The sequence below is a fragment of the Prevotella sp. SGI.167 genome (assembly GCF_050313615.1).
Lineage (GTDB): Bacteria > Bacteroidota > Bacteroidia > Bacteroidales > Bacteroidaceae > Prevotella.
On record NZ_JBNPLT010000009.1, the window covers coordinates 1 to 21,415 of the forward strand.

Sequence of the window (21,415 nt, forward strand, 5' to 3'; positions counted from 1 at the left end):
CTGCAAGAGTTTTCTGATAAAAATTGAGAAAATGTTTATAAGTGCGCGAAAAATATAAGAAAGATGAAATGGTATCCGATTATTCGGATTCTTTTGTATCTTCGCGAAATAGAATCAAAAGAAAAAATTATCAAATGACATGAGATGGTTCGTTGACCAACTAAGGATGGCAGAAGGAATTTTGGCAAATGCGTTAGAAAGACCCGAGAATTTTTCAGAACATGACAAGCGCATCATCAGTAAAATCAGAAATGAGGTTAATATGGCAGACCTCACTTTGTTACAATTCCTTATTGTCTGCTTGGTACCACGGTTTGATATGAGAAGCCATAAGCATCCAGGTCAGAGGACATTGACTGATGGCACAACCATGCCAATATTCAATCAATTTATGTCTGAATATTCCTTGTCCTATTCGTGACTTCACAATAGAATCTTTTTCTGTGACCTCTATGTTTATATCATCTTCTACAGCCTTGATTTCAGAAATGATAGAGTCAGAAAGGCGTTTTCTCTGTAATATTCCATTTCTTGCCTGTAGAGGGTTTGCTTATCAAGCCATCTTTGGCCATAATGCCAAGAAGTCGTCCTATTTTTCTCAGTTTCTCGTCCAGAGTTAAACTTGATGGAAAAACATGTTGTAGGCCCTCATAAACGTCTTAACGTTTGAATCCCGTACTTCCTGCATTATGAGCCAATTGCAACAATAACTTTTGGATACTATTTTCTGCAAGACCATTTTCTTTTGTATAGTGTCCTGTCTGCTTAGTCATTTTGGCAACTTTTAGCGATATAGTATAGTGTGGTGCACGGCCTTCTATCAAACCCTTTTCATGAGCCTTGGATTCTGTAATCAAGCCACTTGACAGGGCACGATAGATAAGGTTCTCGAATCAGGTGCTGTGCTCGTCATTAATGATGCTTTTCTCTTATTCCTCTGCCAGCTCTTTCATCGCATCGTTTAATGTGTTGAAAAGAACGTTGATGTTTTCTTCTTCGTTCTTGCATGCCTCCTTGAAGAGGGCAACAGGATCTTCAGGATCGCCCTTCAGCGGAGCCTCGTTCAAGAGGATGTTCACATTGTTCAGCAGCATACCGTGCAGGGTAGGCATGTGGAGCTGATGCTGAGTGCCTTCCTTGCTGCCACACTTCAGTCCGGCTGCGTATGCCTTCACGATGATACGCACCAGCAGATGGATAGCCATCGGTTCGTCGGCAAGACTGATGAGAATGCCATGCGTATAATCGCGTACGTGCTCCTCTATGCTTGTAAACTTACCTTGCAGGAGCCAGGTGAAGTTGCGCTTGTATTCAGCTTCCATCGCCTTGTAAAGCTGGTTGGATTTGCAGGCGATGCGCAGATAGTCGAGCATGGTTGGCTCGAAGGTAGGATCCGCTTGCTTCATGCTCTCAAAGTTCTTCTTCATGCGCTCATTAGCCTCTTCTGCGCTCTTGTAGTTGAGTCGTACGAGGGTAGAGAACATGATGTCGAAGAAATACTGGTTCACTTCTCCATAGTGTTCCAGCATCATCTGCTTCACCTCTTTCGGGTCGTTCTTCTTCTGGAAGTCATCTCCTCCGATGGCTGCATCCATGATGCCTCGGGCATAAGCCTCGAAGAAACCTCTTACAAATGAAGCTACAGCTTGATAACTATTGATTCTTTTCATGTCTGTTTATTCAAAAATCTTAAATTCATAACCCTGTTCCATGAGCCATTCAATGGATTGTGGAAGAGCTGTCTTCAGTTTGTCGATGCTCTTCAATGAGTCGTGGAAGGTGATGATGCTGCCGTTGCGGGCATACTTCTTCACGTTGTTTACCACGTCTTCTGCCGTCATCCATTTAGAATAGTCACGGGTAACCAGGTCCCACATAATTACTTTATAGGTACGATGCAGCCACCAGTATTCACTGGCTCTCATCCATCCATGGGGTGGACGGAAGAGATGGGCATGTATCAACTCATTTGCTTTGTTGGTATTGAGAACGTATGAGATGACACGATGCTTGAAAGCACCGATGTGGTTGAATGTATGGTTGCCCACCTGATGTCCCTCTGCCACAATCTGGTTGTAGAGGTCGTGGTTGCGCAATACATTCTCGCCCACCATAAAGAAGGTTGCCTTGATGTTATATTTTCTCAGGGTTTCCAGAATGAATGGAGTGGATTCTGGAATGGGACCGTCATCGAATGTGAGATATACCGAGTGGTCATTCTTATCCATTCTCCAGATTGCCTTTGGATATAACCATCTAAGCCATTTGGCTGGTTGCTCTATGAACATGGGAAAAATTGATTGTTATGAATAATGAAAAGTTTGATGTAGCCATCGCTACATCAAACTTTCTGTTATTTACTGATTGCCTTCTGGCATTTTGCCGCCTCTGCCGTGGTACAGGGTATAGAGGTTGTTGAGCTGCTTCTGATACTTCTGTTCCAACTGAGGACTTACCATTCCTGCTACATCGCAGATGCTCTGCATAATCATAAGCTGACGGATGCAGTCGTTCTGACTCATGAGGAATCGGTCGTTAGACAATGAGAGGTAATAGTTGAGATACTGTGAAGCGTTCTTCCAAACAGCTTCTACATATTCCTTACCCTTGGCTTTCTGACCGGTCATCAACCAGCCGCGAGCCATATCCAGACCACCACTCATGTAATCGAGTGTTACGTTGTATGCCGGAATCTCTACATCTGCCTTCTTCAAGATGTTGATAGCCTTCTGCTTCTTGCCTTCAGCAATGAGCTGGAGAGCTGTCTGAGCAAGCAGGCGACGGTGAGTATAACACATGCGCATGGTTGTCTCGTCGATATAGAGACCCTTCTGCTTGAGGTTACCGAACTTGAATCGGGTCATGATGTTATGATAGGTCTTCTCTGTATCGAAGCGTTTTGCACCAGGAGCATTTGTTGTGAATGGAGTGATGCGGTTTACAAGACCCTCCTGTACGAAGTTGTCGCCAAGGTTCATGTAATTTTCTTCACCCACGGTGAGTGCTACGTAGAGCGGACGTGTCCAGTTGCACTGTGCCAACATCTCGAGCATCATCAGATCACCCTTATAGAGTGCAGTCTTACCTGTCAGAGAAATAACCATCTTGTCAGGGATAGAATCTGTAGCCATCATCATGCCGCTCTTCTTTACTGCCTCCTTGTCGATAGTGACATAGAGGGTATCGGTTGGGATGAAGTGCATATCAGGGTTCTTGCTGCGTACCCAGTTCTTCAGAATGTTCTTCAGCTCGAAAGGCTCATCGCCGAACTGCTTCTTGGCATTCTCTGGATCTTGCTTGTAGAATTCAAGAATCTGCTTCTTTGTTTCCGGCTCTACCGATACATATTCGTTGGTACCTGAACAGAAGTCGAGACGTGGCCAGGTGATTGGCACAGAAGGTGAGTTGTATGCAGGACGCATCATCTGGTCGATATACCAGTCAGTCTGCAGGTAACTCAGGTTACAAACGCGGGCATCTGTTCCTACGCCTTCTACTTCCTGATTGTACCAGAGTGGGAAGGTATCGTTATCACCATTGGTGAAGATGATAGGGTTGCTCTTCTCCTGGAGTGACATCAGATAGTTCTGACCAAAGTCACGGCAGGTGTAACGGCCTGAACGGTCGTGGTCATCCCAAGTCTGTGAAGCCATCTGGATTGGGACGAGAAGTGTGATGACTGCTACGATAGCAGAAACGGCTGTTCCGCTGAGTTTCATCTTCTGTTTCAGAAGGTCGATGATGGCGAGGACGCCAAGACCACACCAGATAGCGTAGGCATAGAATGAACCGGCATAAGCATAGTCACGCTCACGTGGCTGCATAGGAGTCTGGTTCAAGTAGATGACGATGGCAAGACCTGTCATGAAGAACAGGAAGAATACCACCCAGAACTGCTGGATACCGATAGGAAGAGTCTCCTCAGTCTCCACGCCGTTCTTCATTACCTTGCGTTTGCGGGTATACCAAGCTTGCCAGAAGAGACCGATGAGACCGAGAATCAGCGGCATGCAGTAGAACACGTTGTGTCCCTTGTTCGCCTTCAGGTCGTCTGGCAATTTGCTCTGGTCGCCATAGAGTGCATCATCAATGAATGAGAAACCGGAAATCCAGTTACCATGTTCTGGTTCGCCATTGCCCTGAATGTCGTTCTGACGTCCGGCAAAGTTCCACATGAAGTAGCGCCAGTACATGAAGTTGCACTGATATGAGAGGAAGAAGCGGATGTTGTCAATCTGTGAAGGAACCTTCACCATGATGCTTTCACCGCAACGGTCGTAAGGTACCTGGGAACCTTCTACGCCACCCATCCAGTCTTCGTATGCTGAGGCATGAGCCGAGCTGTACATACGAGGGAAGAGCATATTCTGTGCATAGACGTACTTGTTCTTATGACTTACTACAAAGTAGGAGTCCTTCTCATCTGCTGAAGCCTTCTCCTTGCGCTGGTAAACCGGTGCACCTTCCTTCATGACAGGCTTGCACATGTTGCCATCTACCTCAAGAGCTACCTGAGAGGTATAAGCCTGACCATAGAACAAAGGACGGTCGCCATACTGGTCACGGCTCAAGTAACTACCCAAGGTAAAGATGTCCTCAGGAGAGTTCTGGTCCATAGGAGGGTTGGCAGATGAACGGATTACGATGAGCGCATAGCTTGAGTAACCAATCATCAGCATCAGCATGCAGAGCAATGCTGTATTCTTGATGCGGGCAGAGATGAGAGGCAATACCTGCATCTTCTTCTTTGTGATGCCTGTTACCTCGTCAACACCTGTTGTGATTTCCTTCTTGCGCTTGTAGTTCAAGGCGAACCAGAGGGCTGCCAATACGATGATGCCACAGATAACGGCGGTCCAGCCATATCCATAGAAAGGAATGCCGAGCATACCGAAGCCGAGAACGAAGGCGATGTTCTGCTTCTTCTCGTTCTTTTCTGAGGCATTGTATGTCTCGTAGATACCCCAGATAACAGAGGCTACGAGGCAGATGATATATACGATTTCACCGGTATTGAATGGACAACCGAGCACGTTGACGAAGAACAGCTCAAACCATCCACCTACGGTGATGATACCTGGAACCACACCATACAATACGGCAACTACTACCAGGAATGAGAGGAACAACGCCAGGAGCGAACCCTTCAAGTTTGCCTGAGGTACCTTCTTGTAGTAATAAACCAATACGATGGCTGGGATGCAGAGCAGGTTAAGCAAGTGCACACCGATACTCAGACCTGTCATATAAGCGATGAGTACGAGCCAGCGGTCGCTATGAGGTTCATCGGCATGGTCTTCCCACTTCAGAATCAACCAGAATACCACAGCGGTAAAGGCAGAAGAGAAGGCATATACCTCACCCTCAACAGCTGAGAACCAGAAGGTATCGCTAAAGGTATAGATGAGTGCGCCCACCATACCGGATGCTTCAATGGCAATCAGTTTGCCGGTGGTCATCTCCTTCCAGTCACCGATGATAAGCTTGCGAGCCAAATGGGTGATGGTCCAGAAGAGGAACATGATGCAGACGGCACTGAGGAGTGCGCTCATCATGTTCACCATCTTAGCCACCTGAGTGGTATCGCTGGCGAAGTGTGTGAAGAAATTGCCCAAGAGCATGAAGAACGGTGCCCCTGGTGGGTGACCGATTTCCTGCTTGTAGGCAGTTGTAATAAACTCAGGACAGTCCCAGAAACTGGCTGTCGGCTCAATCGTGGAACAATAAACAAAAGCCGCAATGATGAATGCGACCCACCCAAAGATATTGTCCACCAATTTGTACTGTTTCATTATTGTTTAAACTTTAATGTATTATATTTCTTTGTTAAAGTGTATAAATCGTTGCAAAGATACTAAAAAGATGAGATAATCTTGAAGTTTATTCTTGTTTTTTAGGCATTATTATATTATCTACCTAAACATTTAGAAAATGTTCTTCCAGTTTTTCTCTAGGCATATCTGCCGTATCGTGGTAATGCAGATGATGGTTCACACAGGCGATGTGCTTCACATTATTAAGCACTTCGGCAATGTCGTGGCTCACGATGATGATGGCGCATTCCTTGTTAATTTGCTCCAGCATCTCGTACATCTGCTTTTGAAATCTGCGGTCGATATAGGTGTTTGGCTCATCGAGGATTACTACATCCGGTTTTGAGACAATAGCCCGGGCGAGGAGGACTCGCTGAAGCTGTCCACCGCTGAGGGCTGCGATGTGGCGATTCTTGAATTCCATCAATTGCATACGCTCGAGGCAATCGAGTACCTGCTGATGCTGCGCCTGGGTGTATCTCGAAAAGAGACTCTTGGTCTTGCTGAGGCCAGAGAGCACCACTTCGTAGACGGAGATAGGGAACTGTTTGTCGAGGGAGTTGTATTGTGGGAGATAGCCCATTCGGATTTCCTTGACTTCCTGCCCATCTTTATAATATCTGATTCTTCCTTCTGTTGGCTTCATCAGTCCCAGAATGAGGCGCATGAGGGTAGTCTTGCCACCACCGTTTGGTCCGATGATGCCAAGATAATCGTCTTGATAGACGGTGAGATTGATGTCGTGGAGCACCTGTTTGCCGTCGTATCCGGCGGATAGATGCTCAATCTCTATTAACTTTGAACTTTGAACTTTGAACATTGAACTTTATGATTAGTTATTGTTCTTTAAATTTAACCGCCAGGCTGGGTGGCACCAGCAGAAGTATAGTTTATTTGCCTACCACAATTTCCTTGCCTTGTACAGCCAATGAAGCTTCCTGCATCGCCCAGTTCCATTCGCCTTGCAATGGGTTGATATTCATTGGCTTGGTGTGGCTCTCGTTGATGAATGTATTGGTGTTGCGGTTGGCAAACTCTGCTTGTATGAGGCAATATTTGATCTTCTCTTTTCTTGCTCTCTTGATGAGGCTCTTCAGCTGGGCGGCACTTGGCTCCCTTCCTTCTTCCTCTATAGCTAGCTGCTCAAGCTGGTAGTCACGGGCAAAGTAGGTAAGGATAGGGTGATAAATCACAAACTTGCGTACCAAATCTGGGTTCTCTTTGAAACTTTCCTTGATGGTGCTGTCTCTCTTGTCGATGATGCTGAGCAGCGATTTGTAGTTCTTCTCGAAGAAAGTCTTGTGTTTTGGCTCCAGTTCGCAGAGTGCCTTGAGCATGTTGCTGGCGATGATGCGGGCGTTTTTGCAACTCATCCATACATGTGGGTCGATATTGCCGCCAGGTGTTTGGGCTGGCTTGATGCCTACAGAGGTATCAATCACCTTCATGTCGGGAGCGTTGTCCTGCAGTTTCTTCATCCAAGTCTGCTCGAAGCCGATGCTGCCCACTTTCAGATAGAGTGCACTATTGGAGAGTTCCATCATCTGCTGGGCGTTTGGCTCGTATGTTTCAGGGTTGTTACCATTCGATACCATTACGTTGACATCTACCTTGTCTCCGGCAATCTTATCTACGAAGTATTGGTAGGGAGGGATGGTAACGGTTACAGTAGGCTTGGCATTACTTTCAGCCATGCCAGCCTTTTGCTGGTTGCTTTTGCAGCCAACCATTAGGGTGCATATTATAATAAGGTATAAAAATCTCTTCATAATTAAACGATAAAACTCAGTCCATAGACCAGTAAAACATATCTTAGTACTTTTCCGATGGTGATACTGAGTATCGAAATCGGAATATTGGCTCTTGTCAAGCCTAAAACGATGGTGATGGCACTTCCCAATAGTGGGAGAAAGGCGAAGAATCCCATCCAGGCGCCTCTGCCTGCCATGAAACGTTCAGCCTTATCCAGACTTTTTTTCTTCACATGCAGGTATTTCTCTATCCATTCCATCTTACCCATTCTGCCCACACCGTAGTTGAACATGGAACCAAGCACATTGCCGATGCTACCGTAGATAACGAGGGGGAGAGGCTCTAGTCCAGCTGCCTGCAAGCCTGCCATTACTGCCTCGCTGCTGAATGGGAAGAAAGAACCTGCCAGAAAAGCTGCAGCAAGCATGCCCCAATAGCCCCAGTCGATTAAGAAACTGATAATCCAACTCATTGTCAATTCGTCATTTAATAGGTCTGATGCAGCGTTTCAACACATCAAACTTTATCCGTGGATACTTAATCCTTGAACTGCCTGTAATAATACAGTTTCAGGAATGAATATATTGTATAATAATATCAAGACAGTCATCACGAGCATCGTGATAAACATGATATTGGTTATTTTTCCCTTGGTATAGGTGATGAAGTGAGCGATGAGTGGTGCCGTGTTTACTATCATGATGCTGCCTAACTCCTTGATGTGCTGAGGCTGCAGGATGATGAAGGCGAGGCTCACGAAGTTCACCATGGTGAACGACTCGTATATCATTCTCGTACGAATCTTGTCAGCATATGCTGTGTGCAGAAAGTGGATGGAACCGATAATGCCCAGAATGGTGATGAATATCAGGTTGACGACTTCATGGTCGGTTACCCTTGAATAATCAAACAACTCATGATAGTTGATGAATTCTGATAAATGGCTGACAAGTCCATCGATGTTGTTGGTATAGGCATAGTATCCTGCCGAGAACCAGTAAGGTATGATGATTCCGATGAGTGAGGCAAATAAGTTTCTGATACTGAAGGAATTGGTGAATACCATCATCATCAGCCATAATATCGGTAAGAAATAACCTATCTGTATGAATACCATCGAAGCGAGTCCGATACAGGTAAAGGCATAGAAAGTCCATCCTGCCGACCGTTTATCCTGATAGCTATTCCATATAATGAGATAGAAGGCGATGAAACACATCGACACGATATTGGCTTTATAAGATGGGGTTGGTAGACAAGTCATGGTGACTAGTACCAGAAAACTGCACGAAACCATTCGGCTGTAGGTACGCATCAGAGAGTTGTGGTTGTTGAGTTCTACCATCAGTAATGTAGATATGATGGTAAAAGCAAAATTAAGCCAAATGTTACCCTCTATAAAACCTACTGCAACCCAAACCAAGGTGGCAAGGGTTGCAGTGATTGGTAGTGCGTAGCGACTAGGTGCTACTTTATTTTGAAAAGTTTTTTTTCTTAACATCAATGTCTATTAATAATTTATAATGTATAATTAATAATGTACGTTGTAGCAGGAGGATTGTGTCCTGCAGATTTATACATTATTAATTATTAATTATTCATTATCTTAAAGGTCCTGTCCGATGTCTGAACGGAAGTACTTGTCGGTGAACTGAATCTTCTGGGCCTCGGCAAAGCTCTTCTTCAAGGCTTCTTCCTTGTCCTTGCCGTAGCTGCTTACGCAGATGACACGACCACCGTTGGTTACTACCTGTCCATCCTTCATCGTTGTACCGGAGTGGAATACTACAGAACCTTCAACATTGTCGATACCTTCGATAGGATAGCCCTTCTTGTAAGCCTCTGGATAACCGCCGCTCACGAGCATGACGCAGACTGCTGCACGCTCATCAAACTCGATGTTGCGCTTGTCAAGGTCGCCAGCAGCAACACCTTCGAAGAGGTCTACGATGTCGCTCTTCAATCGGAGCATGACACTTTCTGTCTCTGGGTCGCCCATACGGCAGTTGTACTCGATGACCATTGGCTCGCCCTCAACGTTGATCAGTCCGAAGAAGATGAAGCCCTTGTAGTCGATGTTCTCTTCTGCAAGTCCCTCTACTGTAGGACGGATGATGCGCTCGTCTACTTTCTGCATCCATTCCTTGGTAGCGAATGGCACAGGGGTAACACTACCCATACCGCCTGTATTCAAACCGGTATCGTGCTCACCGATACGCTTGTAGTCCTTAGCCTCAGGCAAAATCTTATAGTTCTTGCCATCTGTGAGAACAAAGACAGAGCATTCGATGCCGCTCAGGAATTCCTCGATAACCACACGTGCAGAAGCATTGCCGAACATACCGCCCAGCATCTCCTTGAATTCCTTCTTTGCCTCTTCCAAAGTAGGGAGGATGAGAACACCCTTACCTGCGCACAAACCGTCAGCCTTCAATACGTATGGAGCCTTCAAGGTCTCCAGGAATTTAAGACCTTCCTCTACATGCTCGCCATCGAAAGTTTCGTATTGAGCTGTAGGAATGTTGTGGCGCTTCATAAACTTCTTGGCGAAATCCTTGCTGCCTTCCAGTACAGCACCAGCCTTTGAAGGACCGATTACTGGAATGTTCTTGGTGCGAGGATCGGTTTTGAAGTCGTCATAAACACCCTTTACCAATGGGTCTTCAGGACCAACAACAACCATATCAACACCGTTCTCGACAGCGAAGTTCTTCAGAGCCTCGAAGTCGTCAGCCTTGATATTCACGTTCTCGCCGACATTCTGAGTACCGGCATTACCTGGAGCGATAAAAAGTTTCTCACACTTTTCGCTCTGAGCGATTTTCCAAGCTAAGGCGTGCTCGCGTCCACCGCCTCCTAACAATAATATTTTCATCGTTGTACGTTTAATTGTTCCTCTGATATTTTACCTTAGGATACTTAATTTCTCCATTTTGCTGCAAAGTTACTAAAATCCTATGAATTAGGCAAAATATTTACATAAAATATATTTTTTTGCAAGTTTTACTTCAAATAGTCGAAGAAGTAATTGCTGATGCGCTCATGTAAGTGAGTACTTTGGTGACCTCTCATGTTATGAGGTTCGCCTGGGTATACGAAGAAATCTGGTTGTGTACCTGCTGCGATACATGCCTTCAGGAAGGTGAGGCAATGCTGTGGTACTACAGTTACATCGTTCAAGCCCTGGATAATCTGCAGCTTACCCTTCAGGTTCTTAGCCTGATAGAGCAGGGATGTCTTCTTGTAACCCTCTGGGTTGGTCTGTGGGGTATCCATATAGCGCTCGCCATACATCACCTCGTACCAGTGCCAGTCGATTACCGGACCGCCTGCTACGCCTACCTTGAATACGTCAGGATAGTTGGTCATCAATGAGATGGTCATGAATCCTCCGAAGCTCCAACCGTGAACACCAATCTTGTCGGCATCTACGTATGGCAGGGTCTTCAGATACTCTACACCCTTCATCTGGTCCTTCATCTCCACCTGACCCAGCTGGCGGAAGGTTGCCTGCTCGAAAGCCTTGCCACGGTTCTCGCTGCCACGGTTGTCGAGGATGAAGAGAAGATAGCCCTTTTCTGCCATGTAGGTTTCCCAGCCACGGCTAGAGTAGTTCCAGCGGGCATCCACGTTGTGGGCGTGAGGACCGCCATATACATATATAATAGTAGGATACTTCTTGTTGGGGTCGAAGTTCACTGGTTTCACCATTCTCCAGTAGAGGTCGGTTACGCCGTCATCAGCCTTGATGGAACCGCAGCTGTATTCAGGCACGTTGTAGCCCTTCCAAGGGTTCTCGGCAGTGAAATAGGCGGTGCGCTTGCCGTTCTCGGTGTTTACGATGGCAATCTTGCGAGGCACGGTTGGGGTAGAGTAGTTATCATAGATAAACTGACCGTTCTCGCTCAGGGTAGCGTTGTGCCATCCCTTGCCGCAGTCGTCCATCATGGTGCGCTTGCCGGTCTTGGTATCCACCACGAAGATGTTACGCTGGATAGGAGAGCACTCGTTGGATGCGATGATGATGCTCTTGCGCTTGGCGTTGAAGCCGAGCACTTCCATTACCTCCCATTTACCGGAAGTCAACTGTTTGATTTCGAGTGATTCTGTGTTGCTTGCCATGCGGCTGCCGTGTTTGCCCAGGGTGCAGAGATAGAGGTGATTGTAGCCATCCTTGCGGCTCTGCATGATGAAGCTGCTATTGTCCCAAGGCAGGAACTGGATTGGGTGGCAAGGCTCTACATACTTCTCATCGGTCTCGCGATAGAGTTCACCGGTCTTCTCACCAGTCTCTGCGCTGTAGGCTGTCAGGCGACAGTCGTTCTGGTCGCGGTTCAGTTCGAACATATAGATGGTCTTGCTGTCCGGGCTCCATGCGATGTTGGTGAAGTAGCGGTCTGTAGGATCGCCAGCCTTCAGATAGATGGTCTTGCCGGTCATGCAGTCGAACACGCCCACAGTTACCTTGTGCGATGTCTCGCCTGTCATCGGATACTTGTCTGGTGCAGGCTTGGCGCAGCAGGTTTCTGTCTCAGGATGATTGAAGTAATCAATCTCCGGGATATCCACCTGCGGATAATCTGTTACCATGCTCTGGTCCATGCGGTAGAAGGCGAGCAGTTCGCCGTTAGGGCTCCAGAAGGTACCCTTGCTGATGCCGAATTCATCGCGGTGAACACTCTGACCATACACGATAGAGCGGCTGCCGTCTGTAGAAATCTGGAAATCGTGAGACTTCTTCTCTCTTGTCATGGCATTGTTGGCTACGTTGAAGGTGCGCACATAGAGGTTGCTGCCCTTCAGATAGGCGAATGCATTCTGCTGTGCGTTAGCTTCGAGGAGGTTCTCGCCATCTTCAAACTCCATCTCGCTCAGCAGCTTATGCTTCTTGAAGTCGATGGTGTAGGTCTTGCTGCCATTGCTTACCATTACGATGCTCTTGCCTGCAAAAGGGAACTGAGCGTTGTAGAGAGCTCTTACCTTGATGTCCTTGGTTGGAGCAATCCACTGGTTGATATCGTTGATGCCGAAGAGTTTGGTCTCCTTGCCCGTAGCCTTGTTCACGAGATAGCAAGCCTCCACGTCCTGGCGAATGAGTTCATTTCCCCACCAGGTACACCAGCGGTTCTTTGCCACCATGTTGCGATAGTTGTTGCCACCGAAGTTCAAATCCTCCAGGGTGAAGGTTTTCTCGCCCTTCTGCGCAGGAACCACGCCCTGAGCCTGTATCTCGGTTGCATTCATTGCCATCATGGAAATCATTGCTGCAAAAGATAATTTATAAATTGAATTCTTTAGATTCATTGTTATTTTGTTTGTTGATTGAATGAATAAAAACCTTGATGTGGCAGAATGCCACGTCAAGGTCTTGTATGGTTTGATGCGTAGTTTTTAATCCTCATCATCGAAGTCGGTGTTGAAGCTAGGCTTGCCACCACGCTTTCCTCCGAAATCACGACCACCGCGACGGTCTCCCTTGAATCCACCACGCTTGTCGTTACGGTCGTTGCCACGCTTTCCGCCGAAGCTGCGTCCGCCCTTGCGGTCATCATCATCGTGGCTTCGTCCGCCACGTCCGCCACGGCGAATCTCATTGCGGCGCTTTTCAAAGTCTTCCAGGCGATGGCTATGGAACTGGAAGCTGCGGATGTCTGCATCCTCGTTTTCTGTCTCCTCGCTTATGCGTTTCTTAAACTCGCGCTCTTTCTTGAAACGATGCTTCTGAGCCATTTCGCGCTTCTCGGCTTCGGTCTTGACAATACCGCCTTCAGAGCGGAATTCCTTCATCTTACCGTCGAACATCACGTACTTGCGGAATTCGCATTCCAAACTTCCGTTGTATACAGGAATCTTGATAGATGGCTTCAGACCAATCTGCTCAAAGCATTCCTCGCGGTAACTTAATACCCAAGCCTCGTTGCCTGCGAAAGCCTTCTTGAAGCGCTCGCCAATCATCTTGTAGGTATTCAAGAGGTTAGGGGTAGAGATACGCTCACCGTATGGAGGGTTCATCACGATGATGCTCTTCTCTGCTGGCTGAGTGAAGTTCTTGAAGTCCTGCTGTGCGATGGTGATATCCTTGCTCAGTCCTGCTGCACGCACGTTGAGGTTGGCAGTGTTCACAGCCTTCATATCTACATCATAACCGTAGATATGGTGCTCGAACTCGCGCTCCTGAGAGTCATCATTGTAAATCATATCGAAAAGCTCCTGATCGAAATCGTTCCACTTCTCGAAGGCAAACTCCTTGCGGAATACACCTGGAGAGATGTTGCGGGCAATAAGTGCTGCTTCGATAGCGATGGTGCCAGAACCACACATAGGATCGATGAAGTCGCATTCGCCCTTCCAGCCGGTCATCAGAATCATACCTGCAGCCAGAACCTCGTTCAATGGTGCTTCAACCTGCTCCTGGCGGTAGCCACGGCGGTGTAAGCTCTCGCCACTAGAGTCAAGACTCAAGGTTGCGTTATCTTCTGCGATATGGATATTAAGACGGATGTCTGGGTTGGATACGCTGATGTTAGGACGTGTGCCCTGCTTCTCGCGGAACCAGTCTACGATAGCATCTTTTACCTTGTAAGTAACAAAGCGTGAGTTGCGGAATTCCTCGGAGTAAACTACTGAATCTACTGAGAATGTCTTCTTCACGTCTAAGATGTCATCCCACTTAATCTTCTGAATCTGATCGTACACTTCTTCGGCAGAACGAGCCTTGAAGTGCTTGATAGGCTTTAAGATACGGATGGCTGTGTGCAACTGGAAGTTGGCACGATACATCATTTCCTTGTCGCCTGTGAAAGATACCATACGGCGACCTATCTGTACATTGTTGGCACCCAGCTGGGTGAGCTCCTCAGCCAAGACAGGCTCCAGGCCCATGAAGGTTTTGGCAATGAGTTCAAATTCCTGTTCCATTATTGAATTCTATATCTAATAAACTTTGTTTTTCTTTTCTATATTTCTTTGTTTTGGGTTGCATATCCTTGGTTACCCATACGTTTGCTCCTACTACGCAGCCCTTTCCGATGGTGATGCGACCGAGGATTGTAGCATTGGCATAGACGATGACATCGTCTTCCAGGATAGGGTGACGAGGGATTCCCTTGATAGGGTTGCCGTCCTTATCGAGTGGAAAACTCTTGGCTCCGAGGGTTACACCCTGGTAGAGTTTCACGTTGTTGCCGATGATGCAGGTGGCTCCGATTACCACACCCGTTCCATGGTCGATGGTGAAGTGGTGACCGATGGTAGCCTCTGGATTGATATCGATACCGGTCTCTGAATGTGCCAGCTCGGTCATCATACGGGGGATGAGTGGCACACCGAGCAGGTGAAGAACATGAGCGATACGATAGTTGGTTATCGCCTTGATGACAGGATAGCAGGAGATGATTTCTCCGTGGCTCATTGCCGCAGGGTCTCCATTATAGGCAGCCTCCACGTCAGTGGCGAGAATTTTACGAAGTTTTGGAAACTCCATGATGGCTTTTGCTGCGATAACGCCAGCCTTGGCACGTTGATGCTGTAGATCAGCCTGTGTCTCAGTTTCGCAATCATTGGCGAAGCAGAGTCCGGCGAGAATCTGTTCTGCAAGCATCTCGTAGAGTTTCTCTACTCTTACTCCAATATGATATTTGATAGTGGAGATATTAACGGAAGAATTGCCGAAATATCCCGGAAAGAGGATGGAGCGAGACAGATTGATGATATCTTCGAGCGCCTTGCCCGAAGGAAGTGGATTTCCGTCTCTGTGCTGATGGAATAGACCTTTTAATGAATCGGCGCAAGAAAGCTCGTCGATGGTCTCTGTCAGCTGATGAGTTAATGTATCTTTACTCATTTTCTTCATGTATCAATAAAATTCGTGTGCAAAGATACGATTTATTTCTTGAATTGCAAAAAAATGACGGCTGTTTTTTTGCTTTTTTGTAGAATAATCGAAACAGAAAAAGCAGATTCACTAAAATACGGAATCTGCTTTTTCGGCTTCTATTCTGTGATACTGTCTAAAAAGAGCAGCAATCGGTTGGTGACATTTACTTCTGAAACTCCCGAATCGAAATCGAGGGATACCAGGTTCAGTTGAGGGAAACGCTCATGTAGCCGTTTTTCGATTCCCTTGGAAATCACGTGGTTAGCGATGCAGCCGAATGGCTGGAGCGAGATGATATTATTCACTCCGTCTCGGATATAACCCACGATGTCGGCAGGCAGGAGCCAGCCTTCTCCAAACTGTGCTGCCAGCGAAACCAATCCCTGCACATCCTTCGCATCATCATAAATATTGGTGAATGGACGGAAGTAGCGGAACTTGCTGGCTGCCTTGTTCACCTGGCGCAATCTTCTGCCTATCAATGCCTGATAAGCACCCTTGATGATGAAGTCTGGTACCTTGGTACAATTCAGTCGCATGTGCTTCTGTATCTCTACATTCACGAATTCCTGTAGGAAGAATGGAGCGAGTAGTGGTGGTACAACCTCGATGCCCTTAGAGATGATGTATCGCTCCAGGTACTGATGGGCAAAAGGATTGAACTTCAGGAAGATTTCTCCTACGATGCCCACTTTAGGTACATCCTTGTCTAGGGTCATCTGGTTGAATTCCTCTGCAGCCTGTTCCAGGAGCTTGATGAGACCTTTTGCTGAGTTTCGGGCGATAGGCTCGTCGATGAGGCGTATGTACTTATCCCGTAATTCCTTGGCTATTCCCTGTTTCCGTTCTCTTGCGATGCAGGCGTTGTACATCTCGTTAATCGCATCGCCATAGAAAATAGCGGTAACGATAATCTGGCTGTATTTTAGCCAAGGCACGTTGAAGCCATCCTGCTCATTATAGTCTTGCTTATCATCCGTAGAACCGGAAGCTTCGCCTGTCGAGGCTGTTACGCCTAGTGTGAGTAATGGTACATCCTGGAAACCGTTGGAAATCATCGCCCGTTTGATGAGGCCTGCATAGTTGGTTGCACGACATTGTCCACCCGTCTGACTCATTACTACTGCTGTGTTCTTGAGGTCGTATTTGCCAGATTTCAAGGCTTTGATGATGTCGCCCACGATGAGTGTTGCAGGATAGCAAACCTCATTGTTGGCGAATCTCAAGCCAATTTCAGCACTAGCTTCATCACTCATAGGCAAAACTTCTACATCATAACCTATCAGCTTCAGGATAGGAGGAATGATAGGAGTGAGATACTCAGTCATGAACGGAGCGAGAATCTTGCGATGCACATCCTGCTTGGTGAAAACCTTGGTCTGTTTGAGACTTTGAACTTTGAACTTTGAGCTTTGAACCTTATGATTACTTTTAACTTTAAGACTTTCTATCAGCGAGCGGACACGAAGCTTCAGCGAACCAATATTGCTGACATCATCTATCTTCAAGAGCGTGAAAGGCTTGTTGTGGCGCTTCATGATGTCACGAATCTCGTCCTGAATAAAGCTGTCCGGTCCGCAACCGAAGCTGGTCATCTGTACGAAATGTACATTGTCACCCTGTTCGGCTGCCCATTGCGCAGCCTTCATGATGCGGTTCATGTAAGCCCATTGCTTGACAAGATAAGTCTCTGGCTGGCTGTTGTATGCATCGTTGTTGTCTGATGAGCCTCTGGCGATGTCTTCGCTGATTACGTTGACTCCCAGGTTTGCAATCATCTCGCTCAACTTGTGCTGAACCAACGGGTCTGTATGATAAGGACGGCCAGCCAGGAGGATGGTAAGACGAGGCTTTTCCTCGTTCTGATTGAGAATCTCCCAAGCTTTCGTCTTGATTTCTGCTGAATAGGCAGTTTGCGCATAGAGCGCTTCTCTCAAGGCCTTTCGGGCAGTCTTTCTGTCTACTCCCAACTTCTTGAGATAATCCACGATTTGCTTTTCCAAAGCCTTGGATTGTGCAAAGTTGATGACTGGAGAATCTATCGGTTTCTTCAGATTTATTACCGATTTGATGACATCGCTATAGCCCGAAACCACAGGACAGTTGAAGCTGTTCAGCGTATTCTTCGGGTCGTCATTGTGTTCATATACTACGTATGGCATCAGGATGCGGTCTACCTCCGGGTTCTCATTAAGCTCTTTGAGATGACTGTGAGCCAACTTGGCAGGGAAGCAGATGTTGTCGCTCATAACTGTATTCAAGGCTCCTTCATACTGGCTGAAGGTTGAATCAGAAGAGAGAATGACATCGAAACCTGCTGCATGAAGCAGGGCATTCCAGAACGGAAAATCCTCATACATGTTGAGAATGCGGGGGATACCAACCTTGATGTGGCGTTTTGTGACATCAAAGTGCTTAATTTCCTTACCGTCAAAGAGTAAGTGATATTTATATTCGTAAATATTCTTACCTTTTATCTCATTTGCACCCTTGTTGTTGAAAACCCGTTCACACTTGTTTCCCGAGTAAAACTTATTGCCACCAGCGAAGGTGTAGCGAGAAACATAGCAATGGTTCTCACAGCCTTTACATTGCAACTGCCTGGTTTCGTAATGAGCTAGATTCAGAAGGTCGTCAATGCTCCGGGCATTCGTTTCTGTTGGGTAATCAGCTGCCGCATGGAGTGCACAGCCGTAGGCACCCATCAATTCCGGCATGTTGCTACGGGCCACTTCGGTATGAGTCAGCAATTCGAAAGCTCTTACCACAGCATCGTTTCTCATGGTACCACCCTGTACGACGATTTTTCCTCCAAGGTTCTCGTTACCATGGAGTTTCAGTACTTTATAAAGACAGTTCTTGATAACCGAATAAGAGATTCCGGCAGAAATATCAGCCACCGAAGCCCCCTCTCTGAGAACCTGCTTTACCTTGGAGTTCATGAAGACCGTACAGCGGGTACCCAGGTCGCAAGGAGCTTTAGACTGGCAGGCAAGTTTGGCGAAATCACCTACAGAATATCCCATGTTATTGGCAAAAGTCTGTATGAAGGTTCCGCAACCGGAAGAGCATGCCTCGTTGAGTTCCATTCTAACTACGGCACCTTTTTCTACGAAGATAGCCTTCATGTCCTGTCCGCCAATATCAAGGATGAAACTGACGTCGGGCATGAGTGATGCAGCTGCCCGTTCGTGTGCCATGGTTTCGATAATGCCGCAGTCAAGTCCGAATGCAGCCTTAATCAGTTCCTCGCCATAGCCGGTAGAACAAGAGCCTACGATTTCCAGTTCAGCCCCTCTATGTTCTGCTTCCTGCTTCAGGGCGTTCAGACCATCGGCTACCGCCTTAATGGGGTTGCCTAGGTTCAGACGATAGTTTGTAAAGACAATATCGCCCTTGTCCTTTTGGGCAGATTTCGCATCTGTATCCGTATTGCTTCCCATTCTAACTGCCACAATCTTGGTTGTAGTGGAGCCGGAATCAATACCGATAACCACCTGCTGCTTACCTTTTGCCAGAGGATGGGTTTCGGTAGCGAATCTTGCTTTTGACTGGAGCCATTTATCGTGCTCCATTTCGTTTTTAAACAAAGGTTCCAAGCTACTGTTCCACTCAACCTTTATTTCCTGATGTAAGCGCTTTCTGAGTATGGAAAGCTGGATTCCGTCAGAATCAGAAGCATCTGTAGAATCTGCGGAATCCGTGGGAGAATTACGGTAGGCGCATCCCAGCGCAGGAATCAGATTGCTATTTTCTGATACGATGAAATCATTTTCTGACAGCTGCATATAGTCGCAGAATGCTTTGCGGAGTGCAGGGAGAAAGGTCAGCGGACCACCGCAAAGCAGGATAGGAGCCTCGAAGTCGATGCCGTGAGAAAGCGTCACCACAGTTTGTACTGCGATGCTATGAAAGATACTGGCTGCAATATCCTCTTCCGGAAGATTGCGTGCCATGAGATTCTGGATATCGGTCTTGGCGAAGACACCACAGCGGGCTGCCATCGGATAAACATGTTGGGCATTCATAGCCAACTGGCTCATCTTCTGATTGTCTACACCCATCAATACGCTCATCTGGTCGATAAACGCACCAGTACCTCCGGCACAGTTTCCGTTCATGCGGAGTTCCATTCCGCCATTAGGCTTGAAGAAAACAACCTTGGCATCCTCTCCACCGATATCGATGAGAGCCTTTGCCTCAGGATGAGCCTTACGGGCATAAACCGATGCTGCCACTACTTCCTGAACAAACTCAGCCTGCAGCTGTTCTGCCGTAGCCATGCCCACGCTTCCCGTAACGCAGATATTTACCTTTGTATCGCCTATCAACTGGTTAATCTCATCGAAATAATGAGACACAAGTTCTTTGACACGAGCGTTGTGGCGTTCGTATTTTGAGTAAATCAAGTTTTTCTTGCCATCGATAACGGCAACTTTGGCTGTTGTAGAGCCAACATCTAGTCCGATACTATATTTTGCTTTCTCCATTTCTCTTCTTTCTTTCAGCCTGCAAAATTACAAAAATCTTTCAAGAAAACCAAAAGACAGCTATGATTTTTGCTAATAATCCCATGACTTTTTCAAAGAACAAAGAATGGGCATTCACACCTTTCTCATATCTCTGAACGCACTCCATGCTATCGGAATAGCTACTGCAAAGGAGCAGAAGTCTGCCCATGCCTGACACATTTCTACCCCCAGCAAACCGAAGAAATGGGGTAGGATAAAGATGAGCGGAATGAAGAACAAACCGCTTCTTGCTCCAGCTACGATATTGGCACGGATAGGCTTGCGGATGGTCTGCATCAGCATATTGGTAAGTACGATGGTGGCAACCAGAGGAAAACTGATAACCTGCCATTTCAAAGCCATGGAACCAACCTCTATTACCTTGGCATCATCACGGAAGAGTTCGATGATAGGCTCTGAGAAAATGAAGCCAATTACGGCACAGATAGCCAGGAATATGGTGCCACACTTGATGCAGTAATAAAAAGCTTCCTTGACGCGGGCATATAGTCTGGCTCCATAGCAGAAACCACAGAGAGGCTGGAATCCTTGACCCAATCCGATTACCACAGCATAGGTAAAGAAAGAGATGCGGGTGACGATGCTCATGCCGGCAATGGCAGCATCTCCGTAAGCTCCCGCTGCCACATTCAATACCAAGGTGGCGATACTTCCCAAGCCCTGTCTTGACAGGGAAGGGGTTCCGCCAAAGATGATTTCCTTGGCATAAGCCTTGCTAGGTGTGAAGTAGCGAAGGTGGATTCGGATGTTCTGCCCCTTGTGCGTCATCCAGAAGAGGATGGTGCAACCGAAACATTGGCTGATGAGAGTGGCGATGGCTGCACCCGTAATGCCCAGCTCGAAGTAGAGAATGAGCAATGGGGCGAGAATCAGATTCAGCAATACGCCTGACATGATGCCTTTCATCGCATACATCGTGTTACCCTGGAAACGCATCATGTTGTTGAGAGTGAGCGAAGTGGTCATGAAAGGAGCCCCTAACAGGATAATGCCCAGATAACGCTCTGTATAGGGAAGAATGGTGGGAGTAGAGCCCAAGGTAAGGCAGAGTGGGGTAAGAAACAGCTGTCCCAGTATTGCGATGACCAAACCTGTGAGAAAGCTCAATACAAAGCCTGTTGTCGCCATCTTTCTGGCGTTCTCCTCCTCTTTGGCGCCCAACTTACGAGAGATATAATTGCCAGCTCCATGACCATAGAAGAAGCCAACAGCCTGTATTACCGCCATCATGGCAAACGATATTCCCACAGCCGCTACGCTCTGGGTATTGATGCTTCCCACGAAATAGGTGTCGGCGAGATTGTACATACTTGTAGACAGCATGCTGATGATGGTAGGAATCGCCATCGTGAAAACAACCTTGTGCACAGGAGCTTCGGTCAGGAATGTATAATTATCTCTTGTTTTCTTCATTGTGAAAAATCTGTTTTCTTCTTTTTTTG

General features: G+C 46.9%; 13 protein-coding genes. All 13 read right to left on the reverse strand.

The window, feature by feature from the left end; translation table 11 throughout:
• Positions 1-929 precede the first annotated feature (929 nt).
• Positions 930-1,670 carry a hypothetical protein gene (locus ACQRBJ_RS06325; protein ID WP_153122405.1) on the reverse strand — a complete coding sequence of 247 codons (741 nt, stop codon included), beginning with the start codon at positions 1,668-1,670 and terminating at the stop codon, positions 930-932.
• 6 nt (positions 1,671-1,676) lie between these two features.
• Positions 1,677-2,288, reverse strand: coding sequence for a polysaccharide deacetylase family protein (locus ACQRBJ_RS06330; RefSeq protein WP_153122407.1), 612 nt, complete (start codon positions 2,286-2,288; stop codon positions 1,677-1,679).
• A gap of 69 nt (positions 2,289-2,357) precedes the next feature.
• Complete coding sequence (locus ACQRBJ_RS06335) at positions 2,358-5,792, reverse strand: glycosyltransferase family 117 protein (protein ID WP_445303117.1); 3,435 nt, start codon at positions 5,790-5,792, stop codon at positions 2,358-2,360.
• A gap of 124 nt (positions 5,793-5,916) precedes the next feature.
• Positions 5,917-6,633, reverse strand: coding sequence for a metal ABC transporter ATP-binding protein (locus ACQRBJ_RS06340; protein ID WP_445303118.1), 717 nt, complete (start codon positions 6,631-6,633; stop codon positions 5,917-5,919).
• 70 nt (positions 6,634-6,703) lie between these two features.
• Positions 6,704-7,507: a metal ABC transporter solute-binding protein, Zn/Mn family gene (locus ACQRBJ_RS06345; protein WP_294969550.1), complete on the reverse strand. Its 804-nt coding sequence runs from the start codon at positions 7,505-7,507 to the stop codon at positions 6,704-6,706.
• A gap of 77 nt (positions 7,508-7,584) precedes the next feature.
• Positions 7,585-8,037, reverse strand: a complete 453-nt coding sequence (locus ACQRBJ_RS06350; RefSeq protein ID WP_118063560.1) for a YqaA family protein — start codon at positions 8,035-8,037, stop codon at positions 7,585-7,587.
• A gap of 51 nt (positions 8,038-8,088) precedes the next feature.
• The gene (locus ACQRBJ_RS06355; protein ID WP_294969545.1) at positions 8,089-9,066 is read right to left on the reverse strand and encodes a hypothetical protein; all 978 of its coding nucleotides are present in this window, start codon (positions 9,064-9,066) and stop codon (positions 8,089-8,091) included.
• Between the two features lie 105 nt (positions 9,067-9,171).
• Positions 9,172-10,440 carry a phosphoribosylamine--glycine ligase gene (purD, locus tag ACQRBJ_RS06360; RefSeq protein WP_445303119.1) on the reverse strand — a complete coding sequence of 423 codons (1,269 nt, stop codon included), beginning with the start codon at positions 10,438-10,440 and terminating at the stop codon, positions 9,172-9,174.
• Positions 10,441-10,568: 128 nt separating this feature from the next.
• Positions 10,569-12,815, reverse strand: a complete 2,247-nt coding sequence (locus ACQRBJ_RS06365) for a DPP IV N-terminal domain-containing protein (RefSeq protein ID WP_445303173.1) — start codon at positions 12,813-12,815, stop codon at positions 10,569-10,571.
• 141 nt (positions 12,816-12,956) lie between these two features.
• Positions 12,957-14,483, reverse strand: coding sequence for a THUMP domain-containing protein (locus ACQRBJ_RS06370; RefSeq protein WP_294969540.1), 1,527 nt, complete (start codon positions 14,481-14,483; stop codon positions 12,957-12,959).
• A complete protein-coding gene (locus tag ACQRBJ_RS06375; RefSeq protein WP_294969538.1) occupies positions 14,467-15,408 on the reverse strand; it encodes a serine acetyltransferase in 942 nt (313 codons plus the stop codon). The genes ACQRBJ_RS06370 and ACQRBJ_RS06375 overlap by 17 nt, the downstream gene beginning before the upstream one ends.
• Positions 15,409-15,557: 149 nt before the next feature.
• Complete coding sequence (locus tag ACQRBJ_RS06380; RefSeq protein WP_445303120.1) at positions 15,558-19,931, reverse strand: acyl-CoA dehydratase activase-related protein; 4,374 nt, start codon at positions 19,929-19,931, stop codon at positions 15,558-15,560.
• A 114-nt stretch (positions 19,932-20,045) separates the two neighbouring features.
• Positions 20,046-21,386, reverse strand: a complete 1,341-nt coding sequence (locus ACQRBJ_RS06385; RefSeq protein ID WP_294969532.1) for an MATE family efflux transporter — start codon at positions 21,384-21,386, stop codon at positions 20,046-20,048.
• Between the last annotated feature and the right edge of the window lie 29 nt (positions 21,387-21,415).

Coding starts and splice junctions, on each gene's coding strand:
- purD (WP_445303119.1), bottom strand. CDS start 10,440: ATGAAAATATTATTGTTAGGAGGCGGTGGACGCGAGCACGCCTTAGCT.
- ACQRBJ_RS06340 (WP_445303118.1), bottom strand. CDS start 6,633: ATGTTCAAAGTTCAAAGTTCAAAGTTAATAGAGATTGAGCATCTATCC.
- ACQRBJ_RS06365 (WP_445303173.1), bottom strand. CDS start 12,815: ATGGCAATGAATGCAACCGAGATACAGGCTCAGGGCGTGGTTCCTGCG.
- ACQRBJ_RS06370 (WP_294969540.1), bottom strand. CDS start 14,483: ATGGAACAGGAATTTGAACTCATTGCCAAAACCTTCATGGGCCTGGAG.
- ACQRBJ_RS06325 (WP_153122405.1), bottom strand. CDS start 1,670: ATGAAAAGAATCAATAGTTATCAAGCTGTAGCTTCATTTGTAAGAGGT.
- ACQRBJ_RS06345 (WP_294969550.1), bottom strand. CDS start 7,507: ATGGCTGAAAGTAATGCCAAGCCTACTGTAACCGTTACCATCCCTCCC.
- ACQRBJ_RS06350 (WP_118063560.1), bottom strand. CDS start 8,037: ATGAGTTGGATTATCAGTTTCTTAATCGACTGGGGCTATTGGGGCATG.
- ACQRBJ_RS06385 (WP_294969532.1), bottom strand. CDS start 21,386: ATGAAGAAAACAAGAGATAATTATACATTCCTGACCGAAGCTCCTGTG.
- ACQRBJ_RS06380 (WP_445303120.1), bottom strand. CDS start 19,931: ATGGAGAAAGCAAAATATAGTATCGGACTAGATGTTGGCTCTACAACA.
- ACQRBJ_RS06330 (WP_153122407.1), bottom strand. CDS start 2,288: ATGTTCATAGAGCAACCAGCCAAATGGCTTAGATGGTTATATCCAAAG.
- ACQRBJ_RS06335 (WP_445303117.1), bottom strand. CDS start 5,792: ATGAAACAGTACAAATTGGTGGACAATATCTTTGGGTGGGTCGCATTC.
- ACQRBJ_RS06375 (WP_294969538.1), bottom strand. CDS start 15,408: ATGAGTAAAGATACATTAACTCATCAGCTGACAGAGACCATCGACGAG.
- ACQRBJ_RS06355 (WP_294969545.1), bottom strand. CDS start 9,066: ATGTTAAGAAAAAAAACTTTTCAAAATAAAGTAGCACCTAGTCGCTAC.